The 1,142-nt window shown below is 52.5% G+C and carries 1 rRNA gene; it reads right to left on the reverse strand.

Annotated elements, in window-relative coordinates:
• A 23S ribosomal RNA gene (locus tag BUA59_RS23390) occupies positions 1-1,142 on the reverse strand; the annotation flags it as partial.

Here is a 1,142-nt window from a genome sequence, read left to right on the forward strand (position 1 = left end):
TCACAGCACTTACACACCCAACCTATCAACGTCCTAGTCTCGAACGGCTCTTCAGGGGACTTATGTCCCAGTGAGATCTTATCTTAAGGGAGGCTTCCCGCTTAGATGCTTTCAGCGGTTATCCCGTCCGAACATAGCTACCCGGCAATGCCACTGGCGTGACAACCGGAACACCAGAGGTTCGTCCACTCCGGTCCTCTCGTACTAGGAGCAGCTCCTCTCAAATCTCAAACGTCCACGGCAGATAGGGACCGAACTGTCTCACGACGTTCTAAACCCAGCTCGCGTACCACTTTAAATGGCGAACAGCCATACCCTTGGGACCGGCTTCAGCCCCAGGATGTGATGAGCCGACATCGAGGTGCCAAACACCGCCGTCGATGTGAACTCTTGGGCGGTATCAGCCTGTTATCCCCGGAGTACCTTTTATCCGTTGAGCGATGGCCCTTCCATACAGAACCACCGGATCACTAAGACCTACTTTCGTACCTGCTCGACGTGTCTGTCTCGCAGTTAAGCGTGCTTTTGCCTTTACACTCTATGCATGATTTCCGACCATGCTGAGCACACCTTCGTGCTCCTCCGTTACTCTTTGGGAGGAGACCGCCCCAGTCAAACTACCCACCACACAGTGTCCTCGATCCCGATAAGGGACCTGAGTTAGAACCTCAAACATACCAGGGTGGTATTTCAAGAGTGGCTCCATGCAAACTGGCGTCTGCACTTCAAAGCCTCCCACCTATCCTACACAAGTAGGTTCAAAGTTCACTGTGAAGCTATAGTAAAGGTTCACGGGGTCTTTCCGTCTAGCCGCGGATACACAGCATCTTCACTGCGATTTCAATTTCACTGAGTCTCGGGTGGAGACAGTGTGGCCATCGTTACGCCATTCGTGCAGGTCGGAACTTACCCGACAAGGAATTTCGCTACCTTAGGACCGTTATAGTTACGGCCGCCGTTTACTTGGGCTTCGATCAAGAGCTTCGCTTGCGCTAACCCCATCAATTAACCTTCAAGCACCGGGCAGGCGTCACACCCTATACGTCCACTTTCGTGTTTGCAGAGTGCTGTGTTTTTAATAAACAGTCGCAGCCACCTGGTATCTTCGACCGACTAGTGCTTACGGAGCAAGTCCTTCACAC

The sequence above is a fragment of the Marinomonas polaris DSM 16579 genome (assembly GCF_900129155.1).
Classification (GTDB): Bacteria; Pseudomonadota; Gammaproteobacteria; order Pseudomonadales; family Marinomonadaceae; genus Marinomonas; species Marinomonas polaris.